General features: G+C 59.4%; 20 protein-coding genes. 16 read left to right on the top strand and 4 right to left on the bottom strand.

Annotation, left to right across the window (positions count from 1 at the left end):
- Nucleotides 1-31 precede the first annotated feature (31 nt).
- Together ABS758_RS01890 and rpe are read right to left on the bottom strand one after the other, a co-directional pair.
- Nucleotides 32-730 (bottom strand): phosphoglycolate phosphatase, encoded by a 699-nt coding sequence (locus ABS758_RS01890; RefSeq protein WP_350380143.1) that lies wholly within the window; start codon nt 728-730, stop codon nt 32-34.
- A gap of 148 nt (nt 731-878) precedes the next feature.
- Nucleotides 879-1,595 (bottom strand): ribulose-phosphate 3-epimerase, encoded by a 717-nt coding sequence (gene rpe / locus ABS758_RS01885; RefSeq protein ID WP_350380141.1) that lies wholly within the window; start codon nt 1,593-1,595, stop codon nt 879-881.
- 121 nt (nt 1,596-1,716) lie between these two features.
- Between rpe and mltA the strand changes: the two genes are divergently transcribed.
- Genes mltA through ABS758_RS01870 form a run of 3 tightly spaced genes read left to right on the top strand, consistent with a single transcriptional unit; the run spans nt 1,717 to nt 5,034 of the window.
- A complete protein-coding gene (mltA, locus tag ABS758_RS01880) occupies nt 1,717-2,994 on the top strand; it encodes a murein transglycosylase A (RefSeq protein WP_350380140.1) in 1,278 nt (425 codons plus the stop codon).
- A 10-nt stretch (nt 2,995-3,004) separates the two neighbouring features.
- Nucleotides 3,005-4,189: an FAD-dependent monooxygenase gene (locus ABS758_RS01875; protein WP_350380138.1), complete on the top strand. Its 1,185-nt coding sequence runs from the start codon at nt 3,005-3,007 to the stop codon at nt 4,187-4,189.
- Nucleotides 4,190-4,203: 14 nt separating this feature from the next.
- Nucleotides 4,204-5,034, top strand: coding sequence for a DsbC family protein (locus ABS758_RS01870; protein WP_492304482.1), 831 nt, complete (start codon nt 4,204-4,206; stop codon nt 5,032-5,034).
- Nucleotides 5,035-5,085: 51 nt separating this feature from the next.
- On the opposite strand, the gene ABS758_RS01865 is transcribed toward ABS758_RS01870, so the two are convergent.
- Both ABS758_RS01865 and ABS758_RS01860 read right to left on the bottom strand, forming a co-directional pair.
- Nucleotides 5,086-6,219 carry an ABC transporter substrate-binding protein gene (locus tag ABS758_RS01865; RefSeq protein WP_350380248.1) on the bottom strand — a complete coding sequence of 378 codons (1,134 nt, stop codon included), beginning with the start codon at nt 6,217-6,219 and terminating at the stop codon, nt 5,086-5,088.
- A gap of 157 nt (nt 6,220-6,376) precedes the next feature.
- Nucleotides 6,377-8,134, bottom strand: a complete 1,758-nt coding sequence (locus ABS758_RS01860) for a methyl-accepting chemotaxis protein (protein WP_350380135.1) — start codon at nt 8,132-8,134, stop codon at nt 6,377-6,379.
- Between the two features lie 292 nt (nt 8,135-8,426).
- On the opposite strand from ABS758_RS01860, the gene ABS758_RS01855 reads away from it, so the two are divergent.
- The 13 genes from ABS758_RS01855 (at nt 8,427) to rpoH (ending at nt 22,131) form a co-directional block, all read left to right on the top strand.
- Nucleotides 8,427-9,638 (top strand): aminotransferase-like domain-containing protein, encoded by a 1,212-nt coding sequence (locus tag ABS758_RS01855; RefSeq protein ID WP_350380132.1) that lies wholly within the window; start codon nt 8,427-8,429, stop codon nt 9,636-9,638.
- A 77-nt stretch (nt 9,639-9,715) separates the two neighbouring features.
- Nucleotides 9,716-10,606, top strand: a complete 891-nt coding sequence (ubiA, locus tag ABS758_RS01850; RefSeq protein ID WP_350380247.1) for a 4-hydroxybenzoate octaprenyltransferase — start codon at nt 9,716-9,718, stop codon at nt 10,604-10,606.
- A 204-nt stretch (nt 10,607-10,810) separates the two neighbouring features.
- Complete coding sequence (locus tag ABS758_RS01845; protein ID WP_350380131.1) at nt 10,811-11,377, top strand: gluconate 2-dehydrogenase subunit 3 family protein; 567 nt, start codon at nt 10,811-10,813, stop codon at nt 11,375-11,377.
- Between the two features lie 80 nt (nt 11,378-11,457).
- On the top strand, nt 11,458-13,026 hold the full coding sequence (locus tag ABS758_RS01840; protein ID WP_350380129.1) for a GMC family oxidoreductase: 1,569 nt from the start codon (nt 11,458-11,460) through the stop codon (nt 13,024-13,026).
- A gap of 115 nt (nt 13,027-13,141) precedes the next feature.
- On the top strand, nt 13,142-13,528 hold the full coding sequence (locus ABS758_RS01835) for a ribbon-helix-helix domain-containing protein (RefSeq protein WP_350380127.1): 387 nt from the start codon (nt 13,142-13,144) through the stop codon (nt 13,526-13,528).
- A gap of 41 nt (nt 13,529-13,569) precedes the next feature.
- Nucleotides 13,570-14,148 (top strand): DJ-1/PfpI family protein, encoded by a 579-nt coding sequence (locus ABS758_RS01830; RefSeq protein ID WP_350380245.1) that lies wholly within the window; start codon nt 13,570-13,572, stop codon nt 14,146-14,148.
- 161 nt (nt 14,149-14,309) lie between these two features.
- Complete coding sequence (locus ABS758_RS01825; protein WP_350380126.1) at nt 14,310-15,926, top strand: GMC family oxidoreductase; 1,617 nt, start codon at nt 14,310-14,312, stop codon at nt 15,924-15,926.
- A gap of 102 nt (nt 15,927-16,028) precedes the next feature.
- Complete coding sequence (locus ABS758_RS01820) at nt 16,029-17,300, top strand: putative Na+/H+ antiporter (RefSeq protein WP_350380124.1); 1,272 nt, start codon at nt 16,029-16,031, stop codon at nt 17,298-17,300.
- Nucleotides 17,301-17,356: 56 nt separating this feature from the next.
- On the top strand, nt 17,357-17,728 hold the full coding sequence (locus ABS758_RS01815) for an FmdB family zinc ribbon protein (RefSeq protein ID WP_350380122.1): 372 nt from the start codon (nt 17,357-17,359) through the stop codon (nt 17,726-17,728).
- Between the two features lie 17 nt (nt 17,729-17,745).
- A complete protein-coding gene (locus ABS758_RS01810; protein WP_350380121.1) occupies nt 17,746-18,396 on the top strand; it encodes a DUF502 domain-containing protein in 651 nt (216 codons plus the stop codon).
- A gap of 36 nt (nt 18,397-18,432) precedes the next feature.
- Nucleotides 18,433-20,226 (top strand): aspartate--tRNA ligase, encoded by a 1,794-nt coding sequence (gene aspS / locus ABS758_RS01805; protein WP_350380118.1) that lies wholly within the window; start codon nt 18,433-18,435, stop codon nt 20,224-20,226.
- A 17-nt stretch (nt 20,227-20,243) separates the two neighbouring features.
- Nucleotides 20,244-21,098 carry an endonuclease/exonuclease/phosphatase family protein gene (locus tag ABS758_RS01800; RefSeq protein ID WP_350380116.1) on the top strand — a complete coding sequence of 285 codons (855 nt, stop codon included), beginning with the start codon at nt 20,244-20,246 and terminating at the stop codon, nt 21,096-21,098.
- A 127-nt stretch (nt 21,099-21,225) separates the two neighbouring features.
- Nucleotides 21,226-22,131, top strand: coding sequence for an RNA polymerase sigma factor RpoH (gene rpoH, locus ABS758_RS01795; RefSeq protein ID WP_350380113.1), 906 nt, complete (start codon nt 21,226-21,228; stop codon nt 22,129-22,131).
- The last annotated feature ends 190 nt before the right edge of the window (nt 22,132-22,321 follow it).

Below are 22,321 nucleotides of genomic sequence, written 5' to 3'. Positions count from 1 at the left end.
CCAGTGCAGATCGGGTAATAGCGAAAGCTGTTCATGCGAATTGTGGGTTTTGGCTTGCAGCCTGTTCTGGATTGGCAGCCCACCGGGCTGCTTCGATAAGCGAACTCACTATAGCATCGACGGGAAGGGTCTGCACAGGCTGGCCTTCGTTGTAGCCGTAAGGCAGGGCCAGTGCACGCATGCCGGCTGCTTTGGCCGCCAGTGCGTCGTTGATGGAGTCGCCGATGAACAGGGTTTGTGAGGGTGTCACACCCAGCAGATCGCAGGCATGAAACAGGGGCAGGGGATCAGGTTTTTTGCGTTCGCAGGTGTCACCACACACAATCGCGTCAAAGTAGTCAGTCAAGCCCATCTGCTGCAAAAGAGGCGGGGTGAACTCGGTACTCTTGTTGGTTACAACAGCCATCCGGCAGCCTTGGTTGCGAAACGCCTCCAGGCCAGCGATGACACCGGGGAAGACCGTGCTGCGCCGGCCACTGATGGCACGATAGTGGTCTTTGAATCGCGCCAGCCCGCGCATCACTTGCTCGACACTGGCGGCTGGGCCGTTGTGGCTGATCGCGCGGATAACGAGCTGCTCGATGCCTTTGCCCACAAAGCTTGTAATCAGGGCTTCGGGCAAGGAGGGGAAACCCATATCCTGACGCATCGCGTTGGTGGCGTCTGCGAGGTCGGGGATTGTGTGCACCAAAGTGCCGTCCAGATCGAACAGGATTCCGGGGAAATGCATGAGTTTGCGTTGCTGATGCGGCCTGACAAGGGTATGGCTGGGCCGCTGGTGAGTGGCTGGATGCCATGTTGAGACACCCACATGGGGCCTAATGGTAGCACCCCATGTCGTGATTGTGCCGCTTAGCGGGCGTCCGGAAACAATTGTTTCAGCCGGCAGCTTGTGCCTGGCGCAGGGCGTCTGCCTGTGCGATGCCCCGGCGCATGGTCTGGATGACTTGGGTGTAGTCGGCTTGCCCAAAGATGGCAGACCCCGCCACAAAGGCATCCGCGCCAGCGGCCCGGATGTCAGTGATGTTGTCGGTTTTGACGCCGCCGTCCACCTCGAGTGCGATGGCCTGGCCACCGTTTGCCTGCCAGCGCTCGATGCGTTGGCGTGCTTCTCGTAGTTTTTGCAGCGTATGGGGAATAAATGATTGCCCTCCGAAACCCGGATTGACCGACATCAGCAGGACGAGATCCAGGCGCTCCATCACATGATCCATCCACTGTAATGGCGTGGCCGGGTTGAATACCAGCCCCGCCTGGCAGCCATGGTCGCGGATCAGGGACAGCGTGCGGTCGACGTGCCGGGATGCCTCGGGGTGAAAGCTGATGATATTGGCGCCTGCCTTGGCAAAGGCGGGGATCAAGGCATCAACGGGCTCGACCATCAGATGGACGTCGATGGGGGCCTGGGTATGGGGCCGCAGGGCCGCGCACACCATGGGGCCGATGGTGAGGTTGGGGACAAAATGGTTGTCCATGACATCAAAATGAATCCAGTCGGCGCCGGCGGCAATCACGGCAGCGGTTTCTTCTCCGAGGCGGGCGAAATCCGCGGACAGCAGACTGGGGGCGATGCGGGCGGGGGGCAGGGGCGTCATGGGGCAGGCAATTGTGTAAGGGGTGTCCAGATTTGGATACAGGCTGGGGCCAAACCATATAGTGGATATGTCATGATATTGGTTTGACAGCCGTCTCCATTTTAGAGCACCTGGTTCTCGTATGAAAAAGCTTCTTTGGCTTGCCGCTGCATTGTTGCTTGGCGCCTGTTCTTCGGTTCCCCTCGAAGAACCCGGGATGCCGGGACAAGGCCCAGAACCCTCTGCGGTGTCACGGCCTCTGGTGGTGCCGCCGCTGGCGTCGCTACCCGAAACCCCTGCGCGCCGTTTGCAAGGGCATTATGTGGCGGTTTCCTGGCGACAGTTGCCGGGCTGGGACAACGACAACCTTGCGCATGTCTGGAAAGCTTTCCTCAATAATTGCAAGGGCCTGATGCGGCCGGTGTCGGGGTCTTTGGCTGTACCGGCCCGGGCGGCACCACGGGTCTGGCAGCCGGTGTGCCAGGCAGCCGTGCAGTCGGGGCTGGATGCACGTTCGACAGGCGCACCCGTGCGTGATTTTCTGCAACAACAACTGCGGCCCTGGCAACTTGATCAATCTGCCGGGCAGGCGGCCAGTGGCACAGTGACCGGCTACTACGAACCCCTCATCCGCGCATCCAAACAGCAAACCGGCGAATATCAATGGCCGTTATACGCCACCCCGCCGGATCTCCTCACCATCGATCTGGGAGCGGTGTATCCCGAGCTTGCCGGCAAGCGGGTGCGTGGCAAACTAGAGGGCCGGCGGGTGGTGCCCTACGACACACGGGCCGAGATTGCTGCCAATCCCACACGTCAGCCACCGGTCATTGTCTGGGCCAACGATCCGGTCGAGGCCTTCTTTCTGCAGATTCAGGGTTCGGGGCGCGCGGTGTTGCCCGATGGCACCACCATTCGTCTGGCATATGACGATCACAATGGCCGTCCGTATGTTTCCATCGGACAGTGGCTGGCCCGCCAGGGAGAAATGCCCCTGGCCAAGACATCCATGCAAAACATCAAGCAGTGGGCACGCGATCACCCCGATCGGGTGCAACAGATGCTCAATGTCAACCCAGCCATGGTATTTTTCCGTGCAGAGGCCATCCCGGATCCAGAACTAGGCCCCAGTGGCGCCTATGGAGTACCCTTAATGGCACAGCGGGCCGTTGCGGTGGACACCAATTATGTCCCCCTCGGCACTCCCTTGTGGTTGGCTACCAAGCAACCGGGTGGCGCCGGGCCTTTGCAGCGACTGGTCTTTGCGCAAGATACCGGCGCAGCCATCAAGGGTGCCGCGCGGGCTGATTTTTATTGGGGCACTGGCGACGAGGCCGGCGCCCAGGCCGGGCGCATGAAGCAGATTGGGCAAATGTGGCTTTTGTGGCCGGCTCGCGCCGGGGCGCCTGCCGCCCGCTAAAGGACACCTCATGAGCAACTCTTCGATTGTGGTCTGCGGCACAGGCATTGCCGGTTTGGCATGTGCCCTGGGGCTGGCGCGCGCCGGTTTCTCGGCCACTTTGCTGGGGCCGCGGCAAGTGCCTGCGGCCCGCTCCTCCGATGACTACCACCCGCGCGTGTACGCCATCTCGCAGGCCAGCCGGGATCTTCTCGATTCCCTGGGGGCATGGCGCCTGATGGATTTCAACCGCGTCAGCCCGGTCGAATCCATGGAAATCTATGGTGATGCACAGGGGCATATCAATTTGTCTGCCTGGCAAGATGCCCGGGAGGCGCTGGCCTGGATTGTCGAGTCCAGCGAGCTCGAGCGCGCCCTGCAGCAGGCGGTGCAGGTGCTGGGCATCACCTGGCACGAAGACCATTTTGTAGGTCTGGATACCAATACGGCAGGCGTGCAGGTGCATACCCGCCAAATGGGCACTATTCAGGCGCAATTGCTGGTGGGGGCCGATGGTGCGCGCTCGCCTGTGCGTCAGGCAGCTGGTATCCACCACGATTACACCCCGTATGGCGATATGGGCGTGGTGGCGCACCTCGATCTCCAATACCCCCATCAACAGCGGGCCTGCCAGTGGTTTACAGGCGACAGCGTATTTGCATTGCTGCCTTTGCCAGATACGGCAAAGGGGCCCCAGGCATCGTTGGTGTGGTCGATGCCGCAGGGCCAGGCGCAGGCCTGGATGGCCCAGGATGAACCTGCCCAACAGGCCTTTTTAGCCACACATGCCCAGGCCATTACCGGTGGGCGTCTGGGAAAACTGACCCTGCGCTCGCGCCCTCAAGGTTTTCCCCTTACCTTCGAGCGCACCGCGATGGTGGCCCCCGGTGTGGCATTGGTGGGCGATGCGGCGCACCGCGTCCATCCGCTGGCCGGGCAAGGTCTTAATTTGGGGCTGGGAGATGTCCGTACGCTGGTGCAAGTATTGCTGGCGCGTGGGCCACATCGTCTGCCCGGAGATGCACAGGTTCTGGCATGCTATCGTCGCCGACGCGCCGAGCCGGTTCTGGCCATGAGCCTGGCCACGCATGGCTTGCACCGTCTGTTTGGCAGTGGCTGGGCGCCACTGGCCTGGGTACGCAATCAGGGCATGCAAATAGCTGATCAAATTCCGTTTATTAAACGCCGGCTGATTCAAGCAGCGGCCGGCGAGTGACGTTCGAGGTTCATATGAAATTCCCCTTGATAATGGCAGGCCTTGCCTTGTGTGTCAGCAGCCTGCCTGTAATGGCTCAGCCAGATGCGCAGGTATTAAGCACTTCGAAGCCTGCAATGTCTACGCCAAATGCGTCGCCTGTGCCCGGCGCAGCCGGTGAGGCGCAGGTGCTGTCCACCCAGGCAGCGCCCACTGCACAACAGACACAAACCATCACCAAGGCCTTTGAGACACGGTTTCCAGGGATCCACGTGGATGGTGTGCGCCTGACGCCGATGTCCGGTCTTTTCGAGGTGCAGGTCGGGCTGGATCTTTTATATACCGATGCACAGGTAAATTATGTGTTGCAAGGGTCTTTGATCGACGCCAAGGCCCGCCGCGACCTTACCGCCGAACGGCTTGAAGTCCTGCAGCAGGTGGCGTTTGATAGCCTGCCACTGGATCATGCCATCCGTCAGGTAAAAGGCACGGGTGCCCGCAAGGTGGCTGTGTTTGAAGATCCCAACTGCGGGTATTGCAAGCAGCTGCACCACACCCTTCAAGACGTGGATAACGTCACGGTGTACACCTTCCTGTTTCCGATTCTTGCACCAGACTCCAGCACAAAAGCGCGTGACATCTGGTGCTCGGCAGATCCGGCCAAGGCCTGGAAGGCCTGGATGGTGGATGGTCAGTTGCCACCAACCGCCGAATGCGACACTCCTATCCAGGACAATCTGGCGTTGGGACGCAAACTGAAGGTGCAAGGTACTCCGGCATTGTTTTTTGCAGATGGTGGCCGCGTCAATGGTGCCCTGCCACTAGAGGCACTTAAACAACGCCTGGATGCCCAGGGCAAAGGCTGATCGGGCCAGAGGCCTGGTAACACGCAAAATGCGTCGTCCAGGCCTGCCCGCTTAGTGCAGCAGCGTCCAGTGGCCGTCTTTTACCGTGATCAGTTCGCGGCCACGCTGGTCAAACCCGCTGTGATCTTCGGGGCTCATGTTGTATACCCCTTGGGTGGCCACAAGTTCATGGGTTTGCTCCAGGGCGTCGCGTAATGCTTTGCGAAACTCTGGCGTGCCGGGTTTGGCTGCTTTGGCTGCAATCGGGATGGCATGCTGCAACAGCAGGCCTGCGTCGTATACATTGGCTCCAAACGTTGCCGGGTGCTCGCCGTAGCGAGCCTCGTAGCGCTGGATGTAGTCTTGTACGATGGGCTTTGATGGATTGTTGTCGGGGATCTCAGGCAGCACCAGCATCAGGCCGGCTGCCAGGATGGTGCCTTCGGTGGCCTTGCCGCCCAATTTTAAAAATGCAGGCAAGGCAGCCCCGTGGGTTTGATAAAACTGCCCCTTGTAGCCTTGTTGTGCCAGCGTGGTTTGCGGCAGGGCAGCGGCTCCGCCGGTGCCGGCCACCAGGATGGCATCGGGCTTGGCTGCCAGCAGTTTCAGCGCTTGGCCCGTGACAGAGCTGTCCGTGCGTTGGTAACGCTCGGAGACGATAAGATCCAGGCCGTTTTCTGCGGCCAGTTTGCTGAACACCTGGTACCAGTCGTCGCCGTACGCGTCGGCAAAGCCAATAAAGCCTACCGTTTTGATTTTGCGTTTGACCATGTCACGCACCAGTGCCTGGGCGATGATGTCTGTGTTTTGTGTGGTTTTAAAGGCCCATTTCTTTTGCGCTGTCATGGGCAAAACAACTGACGCCGCTCCGACAGGCGCCAGCATGGGTGTGCCAGATTCTGCCGCAAACTGCAGCACGCTCATGGCGTTGGGAGAGCCGGTAGGCCCGATGATGGCGTCGACGTGGTCTTCGGAGATCAGTTTCTTGAAGGCGGTGACGGTTTGGGTGGGGTCGCTGGCATCATCAAGGCTGATGTATTCGACGGTGAGATCACCCGCCTTGGTGGGCAATAGGGGGACCGTGTTTTTTTGCGGGATCCCCACCAGCGCAGTGGGCCCCGTGGCAGAGGTGACAACGCCTATCTTGATTTGCGCAAAACTGGCCAAAGGCACGGTGAGTAATGCAGTGGCCAGTGCGGCCGCCATGAAACCAGTACGCACGAGTTGTCTCCTAGAAATTAAGTGGCTCGCCAAGACAGGCGATGCACATTGTGAGGATGATTTTATTGGAAAGACCTGCGTAGGCAAAGCCAAAAGGCCAGGCATGATGCCCGGCCTTTTGGCTTGGGAAGCATGAGTCTGTTTAAAACTCTGTCCAATCTTCGGTATCGGTGGTGCTGGGGGCCGGGCGCCCGGGGGCGCGCAGTGCCGGCCGGTTGCCGGGGGCTGCGGGTTTGGCGGGCTCGGGCCGGGGGTGGGCCCGTGCGGGAGCAGGGCTGATCACTTTCTCGGGGGCTGACAGCACCGGGGCGGGGCGGGCAGTGCCTGCTTGGCCTGCACTTGCCTGGCCTGCGCCTGTGTCCTGGTCGCCCAGTTTGAAGGTGGCCACCAGTTGCGCCAGGGTGTCGGCCTGCGATTGCAGGCTGGTGGCTGCGGCGGCGGACTCTTCGACCAGGCTGGCGTTTTGCCGCGTGACATCGTCCATTTGCGTGATGGCCGAGTTGATTTCCTCGATGCCGGTGGTTTGCTCGCGGTTGGCCGCGCTGATCTCGCCCATGATGTCGGTGACGCGGTTGATGCTGTCGACGATCTCCTGCATGGTGGCCCCGGCGTGGGCAGCTTGATCGTTGCCCTTGGTGGTGGCTTCCACCGAGCTGTCGATCAGGCCCTTGATCTCTTTGGCGGCGCTGGCCGAGCGTTGCGCCAGGGCGCGCACTTCGGCGGCCACCACGGCAAAGCCGCGGCCTTGCTCGCCGGCACGGGCGGCTTCGACAGCGGCGTTAAGCGCCAGGATGTTGGTCTGGAAGGCGATGGAGTCGATGACGCCGATGATGTCGGCCACCTGTTGCGACTTGCTGTTGATTTCGCCCATGGTGCCCACGAGCTCTGACACCAGCGAGCCGCCCTGCGTGGCGGTTTTGGCAGCGGCAGCGGCCAGGGTGTTGGCCTGCTGGGTGCTGTCGGCGTTTTGTCGCACGGTGGCGGTGATTTCTTCCATGGTGGCGGCGGTTTGCGCCAGGGAGCTGGCCTGCTGCTCGGTGCGCGAGGACAGATCCAGGTTGCCGGCGGAGATCTGGCCGGAGGCCGCGGCAATCGAGGTGGCGCCGCTACGCACTTCGCCCACGGCTTGGCGCAGGTTGTCGCCCATGGCCCCCAGTGCGCGCAAAAGCTGTCCGACTTCGTCGGTGCCCTGGGCATGAATATGCTGGCTGAGATCCCGGTGGGAGACGGATTCGGCCAATTGCACGGCCCGGCGCAGGGGGTGGGTGACAGAGCGGGTGACACGCCAGGCGATCAGGGGGCTGATGATCAGGGCCAGCAAGGCGACCACTCCCAGCACAAGCATGCCCAGGCGATTGTCTTGGAAGGTTTTGGCAAATACTTCCTCGGTGAGGCCATTTTGCATGGTGCTGAGCTTGTCGATCGTGCCGGTAATCTGTTGGGTCAGCTCTGGCATCTGGTGGCTGAAAAAAATGTTGGCCTTGCCAACTTCCCAGTTTTCCAGCCATTTAAAGGCCTCTTTGCGTTTCTCGGCATACGCATCCTGGGCGGCCACGGCTTGCTTGTACAGTGTTTGGGCCGGTGGGTAAGAAATGGCTTTGGCCAGCTCTTTGTGCAATGAGTCGACGTGTTGATCAGAGATCTCAAGGGCCTTGCGGGCTTTGCTCTGAGCCTCGGGGTCATTCATGTTGGTGGAGGCCAGGGTGAGGTTATTGTTCACCTCGGTTTCGCGGGCCCACTGCAGAATCAGGGCATTGTTGTGCTGACGCGATTGCAAGGAGGTACTGGTGGCGTTGCTGTCGAAAATCCGCCACAAGCTGATGGTGGTCAGGATGATCAACATCAAAATGACAAAGCCAAAACCCAAGGCTAGCCGAGTACCAATCTTCAAATTTTTCATGTGTGCCCTTGCTGGTGTCAGTAAATACCAAATGCCGTGCCGATCAACCACGTGACGTTTTGGCTCAATCAGTTACTGCTTCTGTTTAATCGGTTACCAGCTATTTCAAACTTGATGGACCGCTTCTGGTAGTGCGGGAAACCCCTAAATCTTGAATTGTTTTAAGATAAGCAGCTTGATTTATCTGTTCTGGATAAATCTATGTATCTGCGCCGGCTGCCCGAAGGCCCGGACTGATTGAAAGACATCAATCGGCCGGATCAAAAGGCGGGCATTCAATCGGGCTTCCATCATGGACACTTTCAATTCCATCTCTACCGTGTTTTCAAAGCGCGCTACCCAACTCACCAGTTCTGCCATTCGCGAGATCCTCAAAATCACCGAGCGTCCCGAGGTGATTTCCTTTGCCGGCGGCTTGCCTTCGCCTGAGGGGTTTCCCATCCCCGAGTTGCGGGCGGCATTTGATCACGTTCTGGCGACGCAAGGGGCGGCAGCGTTGCAATATGGACGTACCGAGGGCTATACACCGTTGCGCGAGTGGGTTGCTCACGATCTTTCTCGCCCCGGCGTGTCAATCGATCCCGAAGAAGTACTGATTGTGTCCGGGTCGCAGCAGGCGCTGGATATGCTGGGCAAGCTGTTCATTGATCCCGGCTCACGCGTGCTGGTCGAAGCACCCAGCTATCTGGGGGCATTGCAGTCGTTCTCGATGTTTGAGCCCCAGTTTCAGTCGGTGCCCACGGATGCCGGCGGCCTGATTCCCGAATCCCTTACTGCAGATCTCACACAGGGTGCCCGTTTCATCTACGTGCTGCCCAATTTTCAGAATCCCACCGGACGCTCTCTCGATCTCACCCGCCGACAGGCGTTGGTGCAACGCTGCGCCACGCTGGGCCTGCCCATCATCGAGGATGATCCCTATGGCGAGCTCCGGTACGCCGGCGAGCCGCAACCGGGCTTGCTTGAGCTGGGTCGGCCGGTGGGCGCAACGGTGATTCGCCTGGGTACGTTTTCCAAGGTACTGGCGCCGGGCATGCGCCTGGGCTATGTTGTGGCACCGCGCGAAATCATCAGCAAGCTGGTGCAGATCAAGCAGGCCACTGATCTGCATACGGCCTCGGTCACACAGATGGCGGTATTCGAAACCATCCGTCATGGCTTCCTGAAGGCTCACCTGCCCAAGGTGCGGGCACTGTATCAGCGGCAATGTGGCTACATGCTCGATGCCCTCCAGCAATACTTTCCGGCAGATGTCTCCTGGACGACACCAGATGGCGGTATGTTCATCTGGGTTACCCTGCGCCCCGGTATTGACACCACCGAGCTCCTGTCGCGCGCCATTGCTCGCAATGTCGCTTTTGTGCCAGGGGCCCCGTTTTACGCCGGCGTGCAGGCACCTGCCAACACCTTGCGGCTCAGCTTCGTCACCGTGCCTGAAGGCCTTATCCGCAAAGGTGTGCAAGTGCTGGGAGAGCTCATCGGGCCCGCTCAGGCCGCTGCATGAGCGACACCCAGCCGTCTCAAGACCCCAAAACAGCCGGCAACACGCCCCTGCCAGGCGCCCTGCCAGATCTCTCTGATATGCGGCAGAACGACTGGGTGGCGCGGTTTTTGCCGCCTGCCTGGGGGCCTTACGCGCGCCTGTGCCGGCTGGATCGCCCGGTAGGTACCTGGCTTACTTTGCTGCCCGCGCTGGGGGCTTTGGTGCAGGCGGCCGATGGTTGGCCCACGATATGGCGTCTGGTGATCTTTTCACTGGGCGCACTGCTGATGCGTGGGGTGGGGTGTACGTTCAACGATATTTTTGATCGCAATTTTGATTACCAGGTTGAGCGCACCCGGTTTCGCCCGCTGACCAGTGGGCAGATCAGCCTGCGGGCAGCCTTGTGGTTTGTGCTGGCCCAGTTGCTCATCAGTGCCGTTATGCTGCTGGCGATCAATGCATACAGCCGCTGGCTGGCACTGGTGCTGGTGCCGCTGGTGGTTATTTATCCGCTGTGCAAACGGTTTACCTACTGGCCCCAGGCCGTGCTGGGGATGGCGTTTAACTGGGGCATGCTGATGGCCTGGACAGACACCCGCGATATTCTCCCCTGGTATGGCGTGGCCATGTGGGTGGGGGCGGTGCTGTGGCAAATCGGTTACGACGCAATATATGCCTACATTGATTTGCGTGACGACCGCATGCTGGGGCTCAAATCCGTGGCCATGTGGTTTGGCGACCATGGCCGCGCATGGATCGGCGGGTTTTATGCCGCCACGGCTGCGCTGTGGTTTGCCGCCGGCTGGGGCATGGGCATGAACTGGCCTTATTATGTGGTGATGGCAGTGATCAGTGGCCATTTTGTTTGGCAGATGGTTCATTTTGATGTGCAGCACCCCGAACGCGGCCTGCGGATTTTTCGCTCGAACATGCAGGTGGGGGTCTTGCTGATTGTGGCTGCGTTGGCCGGCACGGTGCTGCCCGTCTAATTTTGCCGGCCAGGTATTGCGCCAGCCTGGTACCAATTTTTTGTCATGTAGCAACCCGCTGTTACCCAGGCTTGTCTCTCTCGCACCATAATGAGCACACCATATCGAGGAAAGCCGGGCACCTGAATCCGGCCGATTGGGGTTGCATCAAGGTGTATGGTCCGCCCCCCAGGGGTGGCATTCCACATAAACCGGGAGACAAAAATGGAACAACCCGTGATTATTCGCCATCATTCCAGGCGAACATTCCTCAAGGGTGCTGTCGTACTGACAGGCGTGCTTACCAGCGGTACCTTGCTGGCGGCACTGGCCCCTTCCAGAGTCTGGGCCCTCGAAGTTCACACGCTCAACCAGCATCAGGCCGATACGCTGCTGACGATGGCCAAACGGCTGTATCCCCACAAAGACCTGCCAGATGCCGTCTATGCAATTCTTGTCAAAGACCTTGATGAGGCCAGCCGGGATGATAAGGTCCATACCCTGGTAAGCGATGGCGTGGCTGCGCTGGACAAGCGGGCAGGGGGCAGCTGGTTAAAAGCACCCGCCGACAAGCAACTGGATATCCTCACTGCCATGCAGTCCGATGCGTTCTTCCAGAAAGTACGCGGGCAATGCATTACCTCTCTATACGACAACCAGATGGCCTACAAGCATTTTGGTTATCAAGGTGAGTCCTGGTCCAAGGGTGGCTACATCAAGCGGGGCTTCAACGACCTTACCTGGCTGCCGGATCCTCCCGCATCAGCCAGCCCACCGCCTTTCAATTCCTGAGCATGCGGTGATAACCCAAGGGCATTGTTTTGCCCAAGGTGTGATGCGCGACACATTGAACACAACTTTGTGGGGGCGATATGGCCAAGTATCAACAAAGCGACGACAGCGTGGTGGTGATTATTGGGTCGGGTGCGGGCGGCGGTACGCTTGCTAACGAACTCTGTCAGAAAGGTGTGCAGGTGGTGATCCTGGAGGCAGGAGAGCGGCAAAGCCCGGCTACCTTTGTTCAGGACGAATGGGAGTCCTTCAATCAACTGGCCTGGCTTGAACCCCGGACCACCTCGGGATCCTGGCGCATTGCCCGTGATTTCCCCGGGCTTCCGGCCTGGATCTGCAAAACAGTGGGCGGTACCACAACCCACTGGGCAGGAGCATCGCTGCGCCTGCAAGCGCACGAATTCAAGACCAAGAGCACCTACGGAGATATCCAGGGGGCCAACCTGCTCGATTGGCCGGTGACGCGCGAGGAAATGGATCCCTACTACGAGCGTGCCGAGAAAAAGATGGGTGTCACCCGTACCAACGGCCTGCCCGGATTGCCGGGCAACAATAACTTCAAGGTGATGTACAACGGAGCCACCAAGCTGGGCTACAAAGAGGTCAGCACGGGCCATATGGCGATTAACAGTGTTCCTTATGATGGTCGGGGCGCCTGTATCCAGCAGGGTTTCTGCTTTCAGGGGTGCAAGTCGGCGGCCAAGTGGTCTACGCTCTACACAGAAATCCCCAAGGCTGAAGCCACCGGCAAGCTCGAGCTGCGCGCGGGTTGCCATGTGTCACGCATCGAGCACGATGCAAAGGGCCACATCAGCAGTGTGGTGTATTTTGATGCCGATGGCAAAGAGCAGCGCCAAAAGGCCCGGGTGGTTTGCGTTGCCGGAAACTCCATCGAAAGTCCCCGTTTGCTCCTGCTGTCCGAATCCTCAAAGTTCGCTCACGGGCTGGCAAATGGGTCGGGCCAAGTGGGGCGCAACTACATGCGGCATACCACGGGTTCGGTGTATGCCGTATTTGACCAGCCGGTTCACATGTATCGCGGTACCACGATGGCGGGGATTGTTCAGGACGAGGTCATCCATAAGCCGGATCGTGGTTTTGTGGGCGGCTACGAGCTTGAAACCATCAGTCTGGGCCTGTCGTTTTATGCGGCCTTCCTGGATCCGGGTGCCTGGGGGCAGGGGTTTGCCGGCTTTATGGATGATTACACCCGGACAGCCGGCCTGTGGATCGTGGGCGAAGACCTGCCTCAGGCGTCCAATCGCATCACGCTCAATTCGGCGGTCAAGGATCAATTTGGCCTGCCTGTGGCCAATGTGCATTACGATGATCATGCCAACGATGTGGCCATGCGTGATCATGCTTTCCGCCAGAGCGAGGCCATGTACAAGGCTGCGGGGGCCAGCCGAACCTTCCGGACGCCGCCGTATCCCTCCACGCATAATCTGGGAACATGCCGCATGAGCCAAAAAGCCGAGGACGGCGTGTGTGATCCGCATGGGCGGGCGCATGAAGTTCCCAATCTATATATCTCGGACGGTAGCCAGTTCACCACCAGCGGCGCAGAAAACCCGACACTGACCATCGTGTCTCTGGCAATCCGGCAGGCCGAGCACATTGCGGATCGCATGGCTCGCAAAGAGCTCTGATGTAGGTGTTGCCGGGCCTGTCGCAAGGCTTGTCCGGCAATATGGCGGATAGCTTTAACGTAGCAATCGCATGTATAGAGTGGTCAGGCGAAGTGTTTTCCGGGCAGGAGGCGACATGTGTCACATCTATTACAGCACAGATCCGATTCTCTACGAATCACGCAGCCGGTCTGTGCGGATCGATCGCGTAGTCACCAACATCAAGCTGGAAAATCTCTTCTGGGACATTCTGTCTCAGATGGCTCACGAAGAAAGCATCACCACCAATCAGCTGATTTCCCGGCTGCATGACGAGGTGTTTGCCAGTGGTCACGAGGTCGCCAATTTTGCCTCTTTCCTGCGGGTTACCTGTTTGCGGTATTTCGAGCTGCGCTGCCGCTCGATCCGTGATGCCGGCCGGGTGCTCGAGCGCTCGGCGTCTGTCCCCGAGGTTCAGCGTGTGGGTACGGATGTGCTGGCCGCGATGCCCGTAGCTGGGCGCACGTTGGGCTGGGACGATTAATTTTTCATTCTTGCAATGCTTCAAATTCCAGGGAGATCATGATGGCCAAGAAACTATTGATGCTGGTGGGTGATTACGCCGAAGATTACGAAACCATGGTGCCTTTTCAGGCCCTGCAGGCGGTGGGCCATACAGTGCATGCGGTATGTCCGGGCAAGAAATCCGGAGACACCATTGCCACGGCCATCCATGATTTCGAAGGTGCACAAACCTATAGCGAGAAGCGTGGGCATAATTTCACGCTCAATGCCGATTTCGACCAAGTAGACGTTGCGCACTACGATGGCCTGGTGATTGTCGGCGGGCGGGCCCCCGAATACCTGCGCCTGAATGACAAATTGCTGGATATGGTGCGGGCGTTTGATGCGGCCAAAAAGCCCATTGCGTCAATCTGTCATGGTGCGCAGATTCTTGCGGCGGCCGGCATCCTCAAGGGGCGTACCTGCTCGGCGTATCCCGCCTGCGCACCCGAGGTTCGTCTGGCCGGGGGCACGTATGCCGAGATCGGCATCGACCAGGCACACACCGATGGGCACTTGGTAACCGCACCCGCCTGGCCGGCCCATCCTGCCTGGCTGGCGCAGTTTCTGGCGGTGCTGGGTACGCGCATCTCGCACTAGGTGTTTATTACGGGTGCCGCCGTCTGGCCGGCACCCGTCTGGCATGGGCATTCATCGGCTGCTTCTCTTGCGACACGCTTGGCGTGTGTCGCTGATTGAGGCTAGACTGGTCCATAAAAAAAGATCAGGCCTTTTGTATAGCCCAGCCAGGAGACACTCGCATGTCCAGCAGTTCGTCTGCACCAGAAACAACGCTTCAGTTTGATTACGTCATTGTTGGGGCCGGATCAGCAGGCTGCCTGTTGGCCAATCGCCTTTCCAAACAGCATCGTGTGTTGCTGATCGAAGCCGGCGGTCCGGATGATTGGCGCTGGATCCACATCCCGGTGGGGTATCTGTACTGCATTGGCAATCCGCGCACCGATTGGTGTTATCACACACAACCCGATCCTGGCCTCAATTACCGCTCTCTGGGTTATCCACGCGGGCGTGTGCTGGGCGGGTCATCTTCCATCAATGGCATGTTGTACCTGCGTGGCCAGGCGGCCGATTACGACCACTGGCAGTCGCTTGGCAATCCGGGTTGGAGCTGGCAGGATGTATTGCCGCTGTTTCGGGATGTCGAAGACCACCACGGTGGTGAAAGCGAGTTTCACGGGGCCTCTGGTACCTGGCGGGTAGAGTCCCAGCGTCTGCGTTGGGCTGTACTCGACGCGTTTCGTGATGCGGCGGCACAGGCCGGCATCCAGCGCACGCCCGATTTCAACCGGGGCGACAACGAAGGCTGCAATTATTTCGAAGTCAATCAGCGGCGCGGTGTGCGCTGGAACGCAGCCAAGGCGTTTTTGCACCCGGTCATGGGCCGTGCCAATCTGCAGGTGCTTACTGGTGCCCGTGTCGAGCGCATCGAATTCTCCGGGCGTCGTGCCACCGGCGTGGCGTTTGTGCAAGATGGTCTGCGCCGCCATGCCGTGGCGGGGCGCGAGATCATCCTCGCGGCCGGGTCTATTGGCTCACCACAATTGCTGCAAGTGTCGGGGGTCGGGCCCGCAGAGCGCCTGCGTCAGCTGGGGGTTCCAGTGGTGCACGATCTTCCAGGGGTGGGCGAAAACCTGCAGGATCACCTGCAGCTGCGCATGATCTATCGGCTGTCCAAGGGGATGACACTCAATACCCTGGCCAATGCCTGGTGGGGCAAGGCGTATATGGGGATGCAATATGCCCTGTTTCGCCGTGGGCCGTTATCCATGGCGCCGTCTCAGCTTGGGGCGTTTGCGCGTTCTGATGCGTCTCGTACGCGGGCCAATCTCGAATACCACGTGCAGCCCTTGTCGCTGGATAAATTTGGCGATCCTCTGCACCGGTTTCCGGCGCTCACGGCATCCATCTGCAATCTGCAACCCAGCAGCCGGGGGTATGTGCGTATTACCTCGCCCAATGTTGCCGATCACCCCGATATTCTGTGCAATTATCTGCAAACCTCCGAAGATCGCGCGGTGGCTGCCGACGCCTTGCGCCTTACCCGGCGCATCATGACGCAGCCCGCCATGGCGCCCTATCAGCCGCAAGAGTACCTGCCTGGCGAAGCCGTGCAAACACAGGCACAGCTCGAATCCGCGGCGGGCGATATCGGCACCACCATTTTCCATCCCGTCGGGACATGTAAAATGGGCGTCGATCCTTTGGCGGTGGTCGACCCCCAGCTTCGTGTCCGGGGTATCGAAAACCTGCGGGTAATCGATGCGTCGATCATGCCGGTGATCACGTCAGGCAATACCAATTCGCCCACCATCATGATCGCCGAGAAAGGCGCGCGCATGATTCTAAGCGGCGCCTGACACCCTTCTGGCGAACCCAAAGGCCGTCAGGCAATCCTGTGGTGCCTGTGTTGTCCCTCACAATACAGGTCATTCGAAGACACCCCTTTACCGGACTCGGACATGGTCAGTCACACCGAAGTCGTGGCCAGCATACTGTTTGCCATTGCCATCATCCATACATTTTCTGTTCCCGTCTTTGCGCGCCTGGCCAATAAGGGCGGGACCCACGCCGGCTTGTGGCACATGCTTTCCGAAGTCGAGGCAGTGTTTGGCGTCTGGGCCTGTGCGCTGTTTGTCTGGATGGCCCTCACGCTTGGGGTCAAGGGTGCAGTCGACTATCTCGACACCCGCAACTTTACCGAACCCGCCTTTGTGTTCGTGATCATGGTGGTGGCCGCCAGCCGGCCCATCATCGAGTTGATCCGCATGGTGGTGGAAGTCGTTGCCCGGGCGTTGCCTGTCAACAACGAGCTCTCCCGCTTCTTTGTCATCATGACGCTCGTGCCGCTGTCGGGGTCACTGATCACCGAACCAGCCGCCATGACGCTGGCGGCGCTGCTGCTGCGTCAGGCGTATTTTTGTCGTCCCGGGCAGGATGGTTTCAAGTACCTGGCCATCGGGGTGCTGTTCGTCAATGTCTCTATTGGTGGTGTGTTAACCGCTTACGCGGCTCCTCCGGTCTTGATGGTGGCAAACACGTTTGGCTGGGATTCCGGCTTCATGGCCACCCACTTTGGCTGGCGCGCAGTGGCTGCTGTACTGTTCAACGGTCTGGTGCTTACCTGGATTTGCCGCCCCTTTTTGCTCAATGGCGAGATCGGCGGTACGCCGGCCGACACCCGGCCGCCGGTGTCCCGCGCAGTCATCCTCGTCCATGTACTCTTTTTGCTGGCGGTGGTGCTGTCTTCGCATCACATCAAGATCTTCCTGGGGCTGCTGGTGCTCTTTATGGGCTATGCCCATGCCTATAAGCGCCATCAGTCGCCTCTGCTCTTGCGTGAGGGGCTGATGGTGGGCTTCTTTCTGGCCGGTCTGGTGGTGTTGGGCGGTTTGCAGCAGTGGTGGTTGCAGGATCTGCTGGCAGGTCTGTCGCCCCTGGCGCTGTATGTGGGCGCTACAGCGCTCACGGCGGTTACTGATAATGCCGCACTGACGTATCTGGGCTCTCTGGTCGAGGGTACCGATGAGCTTTGGCGCTATATGCTGGTGGCGGGTGCGGTCACCGGAGGCGGCCTGACAGTTATCGCCAATGCGCCTAACCCGGCGGGCTTTTCGATTCTCAAAGGCTGCTTCAGCGATGGTTCGATCTCGCCGCTGAAGCTGCTGGGGGCGGCTGCTGTTCCTACGCTGGTGGCAGCCGTGATGTTCATGCTGCCCAATGCCTTCAGTTAAATAATCCTTGCAAAAAGGACTAGAATTCAGGCAGTTGAGATTTACAGGACAAGATTGTGCCTATTTATGTTTACCGGTGCAGCCAGTGTGGCCATCAGCAAGACGTGCTGCAGAAAATTTCCGATCCACGCCTGAGCACCTGCCCGGCCTGTGGCCAGGGAACCTACGAAAAACAAGTGACTGCAGCCGGTTTCCGGCTCAAAGGCTCGGGTTGGTACGAAACCGATTTCCGCGGTAAGTCCGGGTCGCACTCCGAAGGCGTGCTGGGCTCATCCAGCCACTCAGATGCTGCCTCCGGCGGAAATTCAAACGCCGCACCCGCCAGTGGGGCGTCGACGGGCGCAACCAGCACGGCGTCTTTGGCCAGCACTGCGTCATCGTCGGCCAGCACGGCCTCTTCAGGCAGTCCGTCTGCCTCACCGGCTTAAGGCCTGTCACAGGACCCATGCGATTTTTCAAACGCTATTTCGTCACTGGGCTGCTGATCTGGCTGCCTCTGGTGATCACCGTCTGGGTGCTGCTGATGCTGGCAAATACCCTGGATTCTCTGGTGCCTTCGTTTTTGTCGCCAGAGGTTTTGTTTGGTGTGGCAATTCCGGGCTTCGAACTCGTTCTGGTGCTGTTGATCATCCTGATCACAGGCCTGCTGTGCGCCAATTTTATTGGCCGTGCCATTTTGTCCCGCTGGGAATCCCTGTTGGGTCGCATCCCGTTGGTGCGCTCCATTTATAATTCAGTCAAGCAGGTCAGCGATACCGTGTTTGCGCCTAACGGCCAGGCATTCAGACAGGCAGTGCTGGTGCAGTATCCGCGCCAGGGTGCCTGGACCATCGGCTTTCTTACCGGCACACCCTGCGAAGAAGTCTCGCAGTGGCTGGTTGACGATTTCATCAGCGTGTATGTTCCCACCACGCCAAATCCTACGTCGGGGTTTTTTCTGATGATGCCGCGTGGCGATGTCCAGGTGCTCGAGATGTCTGTGGATGCCGCCCTGAAGTACGTCGTGTCGATGGGTGTCGTCGCCCCGCCGGTGTTGCCGCGGCCCGGCACGCCATTGCCCCCGGATACGCCTGACGTGTCTCTGTCATCACATTAACCGGCAGTATTGCTTTCAAATTTCCCGGAGTTTTTCTTGAACCGTACCTGCTACACCGGTGAGGTGTCCAAATCCCACCTCGACCAGACCGTCACTTTGTTTGGCTGGGTGCATCGTCGTCGTGACCACGGCGGCGTGATCTTCATCGATCTGCGCGATCGTGCCGGTCTGGCACAAATCGTGGTTGATCCCGACAATCAGGCCGCATTTGGCACAGCAGAACGTATCCGCAACGAGTACTGCCTGCGGATTACGGGTCTGGTGCGCATGCGCCCCGAGGGCACGCGCAATCCCGATCTTCAATCGGGTGATGTTGAGATTCTCTGCCGCGAGCTCGAAATCCTTAATCCTTCAGTTACCCCGCCGTTCCAGCTGGACGATGACAATCTGTCTGAAACCACGCGCCTGACGCACCGGGTACTTGATCTGCGCCGGCCGCAGATGCAACGCAATCTGATGCTGCGCTATCGGGTGTCGATGGTGGCGCGCAACTATCTGGATAAGCTGGGCTTCATCGACATCGAAACCCCGATGCTCACGCGCAGCACCCCCGAAGGTGCACGTGATTATCTGGTGCCGTCGCGCGTCAATCCGGGCGAGTTCTTTGCCCTGCCGCAGTCGCCGCAGTTGTTCAAGCAAATGTTGATGGTCGCCGGTTTCGATCGTTACTACCAGATCACCAAGTGCTTCCGCGACGAAGATCTCCGCGCCGACCGGCAACCCGAATTCACCCAGATCGATTGTGAAACCTCCTTCCTCAACGAAGTCGAGATCCGTGAGATCTTCGAGGGCATGGTTCGTGAGATCTACCGTCAGGTGCTGGATGTTGCACTGCCCGATACCTTCCCTGTGATGGGCTGGGGCGAGGCCATGCGTCGCTATGGGTCCGATAAACCCGATCTGCGTATCAATCTCGAGTTCACTGATGTGGCCGACCTGATGCAGGATGTGGATTTCAAGGTGTTTTCCGGCCCGGCCAAAGATCCGGCCTGCCGCGTGGTGGCCTTGCGGGTGCCGGGTGGCGCCAGCATGCCGCGCAGCGAAATCGATGCCTACACCCAGTTTGTTGGTATCTATGGTGCCCGTGGTCTGGCTTACATCAAGGTCAACGACGCCTCGGCCATCCCCGAGGGCCTGCAGTCGCCGATCGTCAAAAATATTCACGCCCAGGCGCTGCAAGGTCTGATCCAGCGTACTGGTGCCCAAAATGGCGACCTCATCTTTTTTGGTGCGGATCGTAGCAAAGTGGTCAACGACGCCATTGGCGCCTTGCGGGTCAAAATTGGCCTCAGCGAGTTCGGTCGTCAGCATGGTTTGTTCCAGGCTGGCTGGAAGCCGCTCTGGGTGGTGGATTTCCCCATGTTCGAGTACGATGAGGCTGAAAACCGCTATACCGCGGCACATCACCCGTTTACCTGCCCAAAGGCAGGCCACGAAGACTTCCTCGAAACCGATCCTGGCAAGGCATTGGCCCGAGCCTACGATATGGTCATGAATGGCTGGGAAGTCGGTGGTGGCTCCGAGCGTATCCACCGTGCTGATGTTCAAACCAAGGTGTTTAAAGCGCTCAAGATTGACGAAGAAGAGGCACGTGCCAAGTTTGGCTTCTTGCTGGATGCCCTGCAGTTTGGCGCACCGCCGCATGGTGGCCTGGCCTTCGGTCTGGATCGCCTGGTTACCCTGATGGCCGGCGCGGATTCTATCCGCGACGTCATCGCGTTTCCCAAAACCCAGCGGGCACAAGACCTCCTCGTTCAGGCGCCGTCTCCCGTCGACGAAAAGCAGCTTCGAGAACTGCATATCCGTCTGCGCCAGACCGAGGCCAAGTAAGCCAGGAGCGCCGGGTCATGCCAGTCGTGCGGGTCATCAGCTACAACATTCACAAGGGGCGCTCGGCCTCGGGTGGACATGAGTCGCTGTCAGATTTGCGGCTGGGGCTCTACGGACTGCGCCCCGACCTCCTGTTTTTGCAAGAGGTGCAGGGGCGCAACCAACGCCAGGGCAGCCTGGATGCGCAACACGAATCCCTGGCGGCAGCCATGCATATGGATGCCGCGTATGGCCGTAATGCCATTCGTACCGCGACAGACCATGGCAATGCCCTGTTGTCGCGGTTTCCCATTCTGTACCACGAGAACCAGGATATCTCCGATCACCGCCTTGAACAGCGTGGGCTGTTGCATGGTGTCGTGCAGGTCGAGCAGTCACGGGTGCATTGCATTGTGGTGCACCTGGGCCTGCTGGCAGGCGGGCGAACCCGCCAGGTGCAGGCGCTGGCCGACCGCATTGCCCGCCTGGTGCCTGATAATGAACCCCTGCTCATTGCGGGCGACTTCAACGATTGGAACAATCGTCTGGCGCCTCTGTTCGTTCAGCAGCTGGGGTTGGTCGAAGTGTTTGCAGCCGCGCCTCAGGGCGCGGATGAAATCTATCGCCTGCGTCATCGCGTGGCGCAGCTGCGTTCGCGGATGCCGTGGCTGTCGGGGTCTCAGATAGGCCCCTCGCCAGTCCTGTCGATGTCGGGGAATGCCGCCCGCCTGACACCGCCGCCACGTACTTTTCCGTCGGTGTTTCCGTGGTTGCGCCTCGACCGCATCTACCAGCGGGGATTTGCTGTGCGCCGTGCGCGGGTACTGCATGGCGCCCCCTGGAAAAAGCTGTCAGATCACGCCCCCTTGGTGGCGGATCTCGAACTGCCCTGACCCGGCTTGCAGCCGTGTCGGTGACGGAACTTTCCCGCCTGCCTATTGTCCAACCCACATTGCAAGGAAATTAGCACTCCGCCACATAGAGTGCTAACATAAAACCCGTCTCCCAAAGGATTGCCACATGAGCCACACATCATCCTCCCTGGTGTTGGCGCCGGCCCAGCTTGCGCAGGCCATCTCCAACCCAGGCGCTTTGGGCACCATTGAAGCTTACATTGGTGCCGTTAATCGTTTGCCGATATTGTCCGCCAAGCAAGAAGCCGATCTCGGCCACCGCTTGCGTGACGGCAACGATCTTGACGCTGCCCGAGAACTTGTCCTGTCGCATCTGCGGCTGGTCGTTTCGGTGGCGCGTCAGTACTTGGGGTATGGTCTGGCACATGCCGACCTCATCCAGGAGGGCAATATCGGGCTGATGAAAGCGGTGCGCCGGTTCGATCCCGATCGCGGAGTGCGACTGGTTTCCTTTGCCGTGCACTGGATCCGCGCAGAGATCCACGAATACGTGGTTCGTAACTGGCGTTTGGTAAAGATTGCCACCACCAAGGCTCAGCGCAAGCTGTTCTTCAATCTGCGGCGCATGCGGCCAGATGGCCACTCTCTGGCGCCAGACCAGATGGAAGACATTGCCCGCGAGCTGAATGTGCGCCAGGAGGACGTTGCCGAAATGGAAGTCCGGTTGTCTGGTGGCGATTGCGCCCTGGATGCACCCGCAGGAGACGAAGACCATTTCGCACCGATCGGCTGGCTCTCGGATGTCTCACAGGCCCCCGATCAGGTTTTGGCCCGCCGCAGCATGGATACCCTGCAAAGCCAGGGTCTTGCAGATGCGCTTGACACACTTGACGAGCGCTCGCAGCACATCGTCAAGTCTCGTTGGCTGGCCGATGATGGCGGTGCCACCTTGCACGAGCTGGCCGCCCAGTATGGCATCTCTGCCGAACGTGTCCGCCAGATCGAGGCTGCTGCACTTAAAAAACTTCGCTTGGCATTGGCCGATCAGCAACCGGATTTTCAGGCAGCCTGAGGGCACGTCCTGGTGGCCGGTCTCAGCCTGAGGCCACGGGTGCTGTCACGATCATTTACATCTCGACGTGGTAAAGCGCTGAACCTTTCGTACAGACACCAGACTAACTGGATATGGGCAGTTGCCAGGCTTGCTGGCCGTGCGCTGCCTGTCGTCCGGTTCAGCTTCTCCTCTTCCCCTCCCTATCGAG

It is taken from the genome of Castellaniella sp. FW104-7C03, from assembly GCF_040276085.1.
Lineage (GTDB): Bacteria > Pseudomonadota > Gammaproteobacteria > Burkholderiales > Burkholderiaceae_B > Castellaniella.
Note: the sequence above shows the minus strand (reverse complement) of the source record. Positions and strands in the feature narration are given on the sequence as shown.

Bases quoted from the DNA above. Each gene is read 5' to 3' on its own strand.
- ABS758_RS01820 (WP_350380124.1), top strand. From the start codon at position 16,029: ATGGTCAGTCACACCGAAGTCGTGGCCAGCATACTGTTTGCCATTGCC.
- rpe (WP_350380141.1), bottom strand. From the start codon at position 1,595: ATGACGCCCCTGCCCCCCGCCCGCATCGCCCCCAGTCTGCTGTCCGCG.
- ABS758_RS01840 (WP_350380129.1), top strand. From the start codon at position 11,458: ATGGCCAAGTATCAACAAAGCGACGACAGCGTGGTGGTGATTATTGGG.
- ABS758_RS01810 (WP_350380121.1), top strand. From the start codon at position 17,746: ATGCGATTTTTCAAACGCTATTTCGTCACTGGGCTGCTGATCTGGCTG.
- ABS758_RS01890 (WP_350380143.1), bottom strand. From the start codon at position 730: ATGCATTTCCCCGGAATCCTGTTCGATCTGGACGGCACTTTGGTGCAC.
- ABS758_RS01865 (WP_350380248.1), bottom strand. From the start codon at position 6,219: ATGGCGGCCGCACTGGCCACTGCATTACTCACCGTGCCTTTGGCCAGT.
- mltA (WP_350380140.1), top strand. From the start codon at position 1,717: ATGAAAAAGCTTCTTTGGCTTGCCGCTGCATTGTTGCTTGGCGCCTGT.
- ABS758_RS01825 (WP_350380126.1), top strand. From the start codon at position 14,310: ATGTCCAGCAGTTCGTCTGCACCAGAAACAACGCTTCAGTTTGATTAC.
- rpoH (WP_350380113.1), top strand. From the start codon at position 21,226: ATGAGCCACACATCATCCTCCCTGGTGTTGGCGCCGGCCCAGCTTGCG.
- ABS758_RS01870 (WP_492304482.1), top strand. From the start codon at position 4,204: ATGAAATTCCCCTTGATAATGGCAGGCCTTGCCTTGTGTGTCAGCAGC.
- ABS758_RS01800 (WP_350380116.1), top strand. From the start codon at position 20,244: ATGCCAGTCGTGCGGGTCATCAGCTACAACATTCACAAGGGGCGCTCG.
- ubiA (WP_350380247.1), top strand. From the start codon at position 9,716: ATGCGGCAGAACGACTGGGTGGCGCGGTTTTTGCCGCCTGCCTGGGGG.
- ABS758_RS01835 (WP_350380127.1), top strand. From the start codon at position 13,142: ATGTGTCACATCTATTACAGCACAGATCCGATTCTCTACGAATCACGC.
- ABS758_RS01830 (WP_350380245.1), top strand. From the start codon at position 13,570: ATGGCCAAGAAACTATTGATGCTGGTGGGTGATTACGCCGAAGATTAC.
- ABS758_RS01845 (WP_350380131.1), top strand. From the start codon at position 10,811: ATGGAACAACCCGTGATTATTCGCCATCATTCCAGGCGAACATTCCTC.
- ABS758_RS01855 (WP_350380132.1), top strand. From the start codon at position 8,427: ATGGACACTTTCAATTCCATCTCTACCGTGTTTTCAAAGCGCGCTACC.
- ABS758_RS01860 (WP_350380135.1), bottom strand. From the start codon at position 8,134: ATGAAAAATTTGAAGATTGGTACTCGGCTAGCCTTGGGTTTTGGCTTT.
- ABS758_RS01875 (WP_350380138.1), top strand. From the start codon at position 3,005: ATGAGCAACTCTTCGATTGTGGTCTGCGGCACAGGCATTGCCGGTTTG.